Here is a 4673-nt window from a genome sequence, read left to right as displayed (position 1 = left end):
TATTGAAGGCTTTCAGAAGTGTTAGATGCGCTTTGCGCTTCGGCGATTTCCCATTCGTCTTGGCTTTGAGAAGCGATGCTGTACTCCTCTGAAGCCCAAGCGCCGAGATCAATTAATTTACAGCGCTCGCTACAAAATGGACGCTCTTTATTCTTCTCTTCCCATGTAACAGGGTCTGCGCAGGTTGGACAATTAACGATTAGAGGAGTGTTGTTTGACATTTATTTTGACTCGGCAAGTTTGAGGTATTCTTCGTGTTGTGAGTCTACCACGGCGTTCAGGTGGTCTAAATCACCATCGTTTAAAATAATGTCGTGAGCACGCTCTTGTTTCATTTTTCTAGGCATTTGAGCAGCAATGATTTTCCCTATATCTTCTTCTGAAGCGTTATCTCGCGTGGCTGCACGGATTTTTTGATCTGCCTCGGTGGCGTCAATTAATAATGTTCGCGTGCAGAGCTGGCTTTGTTTTGTTTCGAATAACAAAGGCGAGACTAGAATTGCGTAAGCTGATTCTGCTTGGCTAAGCTGTCGAATAATCTCAGATCGAATAAGTGGATGTAAAAGAGTTTCGAGCCAGCGCTTCGCATTGCTGTCAGAAAAGATAATTTCACGTAAGCGTGCTCGATTTAACGCACCTTTTTGCTCGCCGTCTGAATGTAGAACATCCGTTCCAAATTGCTTAGCGATCATGCCTAGTGCACTAGAACCAGGCTCGACAACTTCACGTGCGACAACATCCGCATCAACTACGGTTACACCAAGTGTTTCAAATCGATCACTGGCAGCGCTTTTCCCCGAGCCGATACCGCCCGTTAATCCAACGATTAGCATAAGGTGTTTGGTCTCTTTCTTATTAAGATCTGGCTAGCCAAGCCAAATGGTTTTAATTTGTTCGCCCCACATAAGCGCAATCCAGCCAGCAGCTGCCAGGTATGGGCCAAATGGCATGGGTTTATTTTTCTCGCGACCGACAATCGCCATTGCAAGTATTCCGTAAGCGGCTCCTACAAAAGAGGATAATATAATGATAATCGGAAGCATTTCCCAGCCGAGCCACGCTCCCAAAGCTGCCAGTAGTTTAAAGTCTCCATATCCCATTCCTTCCTTACCTGTAGCAAGCTTGAACAACCAATACAAGGACCAAAGAGATAAATAACCCGCAACCGCACCCCAGAAGGCGCTGTCGAAGTTAGTCACTAATCCAAAACTGTTGACAATCAAGCCTAACCACATAAGAGGTAGGGTAATGTTGTCTGGCAAAAGTTGGGTGTCAGCATCAATCATCGTGAGAGCTATGAGTGCCCAGGTAAAGAGAAGCAAAGCAAAGCTCTCGTAGCTTGCGCCAAAACTGTATGCAATGGCAAAGCACATAAAACAGCTTGTTAACTCGATAAGAGGGTAGCGAATACTAATCTTTGTTGAGCAATTACTGCATTTGCCGCGTAAAAATAGCCAACTCAGTACCGGGATGTTTTCCCAAGGCTTAATCGCATGGCCGCAGTTAGGGCAGGTGGAATTAGGTTTTGATAAGGTGATTTTGTCTTCTTCGGGCGCTTCCTGCTCGAGAAATTCAGACGCTTGCTGACGCCATTCCTGATGCAGGATTTTGGGTAAGCGGTGGATAACGACATTTAAAAAGCTGCCGACCAAAAGCCCTAGAACAACATAGCTCGTGTATAAAAGGGCGCTGTTGTTGTTCAGTGTTGATATGAGTGTATTAATTTCTTGCATGGATCTTCTTTCTTTTGACCATAAAAAAGGCAAAGCCGAAACTTTGCCTTATTGTATTAAACGTAAATACCGTATTTAACCTACTACCGCGCCCATCTGGAATATTGGGAGGTACATGCCGATAATCAGGCCGCCAACTAATACGCCAAGTACTGACATAATCAACGGTTCCATCAAGGTGGTCATGTTATCAACTAGGTTGTCGACCTCTTCTTCAAAGTGTTCAGCAACCTTATCTAGCATCGTATCAAGGGCACCTGATTCTTCGCCAATTGATACCATCTGCACTGCCATAACAGGGAAAACGCCCGTTTGTTTCATCGAGAACTGTAATTGCGTGCCAGAAGCCACCTCGTCTCGGATTGTATTTACGGCATTACGATATACGACGTTGCCAGTAGCTCCTGCGACAGAATCAAGAGCGTCAACTAATGGAACGCCCGCAGCGAAAGTAGTTGATAGTACACGTGAAAAACGAGCGACTGAGGATTTATCAATTATATTCCCAACAATCGGAAGTTTTAAGATAGTTCGATCTACTCCATCTCTAAATTTTTCACTTTTAAGTTTGGCTTGATTAAACACGAAAACAGTGCCCACGATCGCAATAAGTACAATTAACCACCAAGACTGTAGCCATTTTGATACTGCAATAATCATTTGTGTGAAAGCGGGAAGTTCAGCGCCGAAGCCGGCAAACATGCTCTCAAACTGGGGCACTACTTTAAGGAGCAGTATTGCGGTTACCACCATCGCGACAACCAACACCGAGATAGGATAGGTCATCGCTTTCTTTACTTTCTTTTTCAGCGTCTCAGTTTTTTCCATGTAAGTCGCAACGCGGTCTAGCATGGTTTCGAGCGCGCCAGATTTTTCACCTGAGTCGACAAGGTTTACAAACAAATCATCAAAATGTTGAGGGTGCTTCTTCAGTGCACCAGCAAAGTTATTACCAGCAGCTACGTCGTTCTTTATTTCTAGAACGAGATCTCTAAGTGTCGGATTCTCAAGGCCGTCCGCTACAATGTCGAACGATTGGATGAGCGGTACACCAGCTTTCATCATCGTAGCAAGTTGGCGAACGAATATGGCGATATCGAAGGGGGTTATTTTCTTCTTTTTTGTTCCTCCGCCAAATGAGAATGCTGGCTTCTTAACCTTGGCTGCGTTGATTCCTTGTTTGCGCAGCTGCGCTTTAACGAGGGCTGCAGTCTCCGCAGTCATAGCGCCCTTAATCTTATTGCCTTTGCGGTCTGTACCTTCCCATTCAAAATTAATGGGTTTTTTTGCCGTGGTTGCCATGCTTATTCCTTCGTTACTCGCTGTACTTCTTCGAGACTGGTTACACCTTCAATTGCTTTTAATAGCGCTGACTTACGGAGGTCGTTAAAACCTTCCTCTTCTGCGGCTTTGGCAATGGTTAGGGAGTCTGCTTCAGACATAATTAACTGCGAAATCTTAGGGGTGATTTTCACAACTTCGTAAATGCCTACTCTTCCTTTATAGCCGTTATTACACTTATCGCAGCCTTTAGGTTGGTAGATTGTGATGCCTTCATCAATTTGCGCTTCAGTAAAGCCTTCTTCAAGTAGTGTTTCGCGAGGCACGTCCAATGGCTCTTTGCAATTGCTACATAAGCGTCGTGCTAATCGTTGAGCGATGATCAAGGATACAGATGTTGCGATGTTAAACGCTGGTACGCCCATATTTAACATACGGGTCAGAGTTTCTGGTGCGCTGTTGGTGTGTAGCGTCGACATAACCATGTGGCCGGTCTGTGCCGCTTTAATCGCGATAGAGGCTGTTTCAAGGTCACGAATCTCACCAACCATTACGATGTCCGGGTCCTGACGTAAGAATGAGCGTAAGGCTTCAGAGAAGTTAAGGCCTACTTTGGCGTTTACGTTAACTTGGTTAATGCCTTCAAGGTTAATCTCTACAGGATCTTCCGCCGTTGAGATGTTTCTCTCTGGTGTATTCAGAATATTAAGACCGGTGTATAGCGAAACTGTTTTACCTGATCCCGTAGGGCCGGTTACAAGAATCATCCCCTGTGGTTGGTGCAAGGCTTCCATGTACATGTCTTTTTGCACGTCTTCGTAACCAAGGGCGTCGATACCCATTTTCGCAGAGCTAGGATCAAGAATACGGAGTACGATTTTTTCACCCCAAAGAGTTGGGAGTGTATTGACACGGAAGTCGATTGCCTTGGTTTTGCTCAACTTCATTTTAATGCGACCATCTTGCGGGACACGCCTCTCAGAAATGTCCATTTGCGACATTACTTTTAAACGCGCCGCAATTTTGGGTGCAAGCTTGATGGAGGGGCGAGATACTTCGTGCAAGATGCCATCTGTACGATAGCGCACTCGGTATGATTTTTCGTAAGGTTCAAAGTGAAGGTCGGACGAGCCTTTTTTGATCGCATCAAGCAGCATTTTATTTACATACTTAACGATAGGGGCGTCGTCTGTATCTGCGGATGTGTTATCTTCTTCCTGCTCTTGACTTTCGTCTAAATCAATATCGAGATCTTCGTCATCAAGATCGCCCATTGAATCGTCTTGTGATTCAAGGTAGCTGTCGATAGCAGAGGATAGTTTGTCGTCTTCGACTAGTACTGAATCAACACTCATCCCCGTGTGGAATTTAATCTCATCGACAGCGTTTACATTTGTTGGATCTGAAACGGCTATAAATAGTCTATTGCCGCGCACATATAAGGGGAGTGCGCGATGTTTGCGAATAAGTTTCTCGTCTACAAGCTTTTCTGGAAACGATTCTTTTAGAAATGCTCCAAGGTCTAGAACTGGAACACCAAATTCCTCTGCAGCCGAAAACGCAATGGCTTTAGCATTTGCTAAGTTCTCTGAAACGAGATGCGTGATTAGAGGAATGTTGTTTTCGATCGCATGCGTTTGTGCATTTAACGCGGTGTCT

Annotated in this window: 5 protein-coding genes; all 5 read right to left on the bottom strand. The window is 45.0% G+C overall.

What is annotated here, in order from left to right; genetic code table 11:
* On the bottom strand, nucleotides 1–221 hold a 221-nt coding region (yacG, locus tag A3739_RS10740), incomplete at its 3' end, for a DNA gyrase inhibitor YacG (RefSeq protein ID WP_068478469.1).
* The gene (coaE, locus tag A3739_RS10735; RefSeq protein ID WP_068478467.1) at nucleotides 222–833 is read right to left on the bottom strand and encodes a dephospho-CoA kinase; all 612 of its coding nucleotides are present in this window, start codon (nucleotides 831–833) and stop codon (nucleotides 222–224) included.
* A 33-nt stretch (nucleotides 834–866) separates the two neighbouring features.
* On the bottom strand, nucleotides 867–1733 hold the full coding sequence (locus tag A3739_RS10730; protein WP_068501300.1) for an A24 family peptidase: 867 nt from the start codon (nucleotides 1731–1733) through the stop codon (nucleotides 867–869).
* A 75-nt stretch (nucleotides 1734–1808) separates the two neighbouring features.
* Nucleotides 1809–3035 (bottom strand): type II secretion system F family protein, encoded by a 1227-nt coding sequence (locus A3739_RS10725; RefSeq protein ID WP_068501297.1) that lies wholly within the window; start codon nucleotides 3033–3035, stop codon nucleotides 1809–1811.
* 2 nt (nucleotides 3036–3037) lie between these two features.
* Nucleotides 3038–4673: type IV-A pilus assembly ATPase PilB (gene pilB, locus A3739_RS10720; protein WP_068501294.1), on the bottom strand; the 1636-nt coding region annotated here is incomplete at its 5' end.

The organism is Oleiphilus sp. HI0067, from assembly GCF_001635735.1.
The sequence above is the reverse complement of the archived record's forward strand: the minus strand, read 5'-3'. Positions and strand labels throughout refer to the sequence as shown.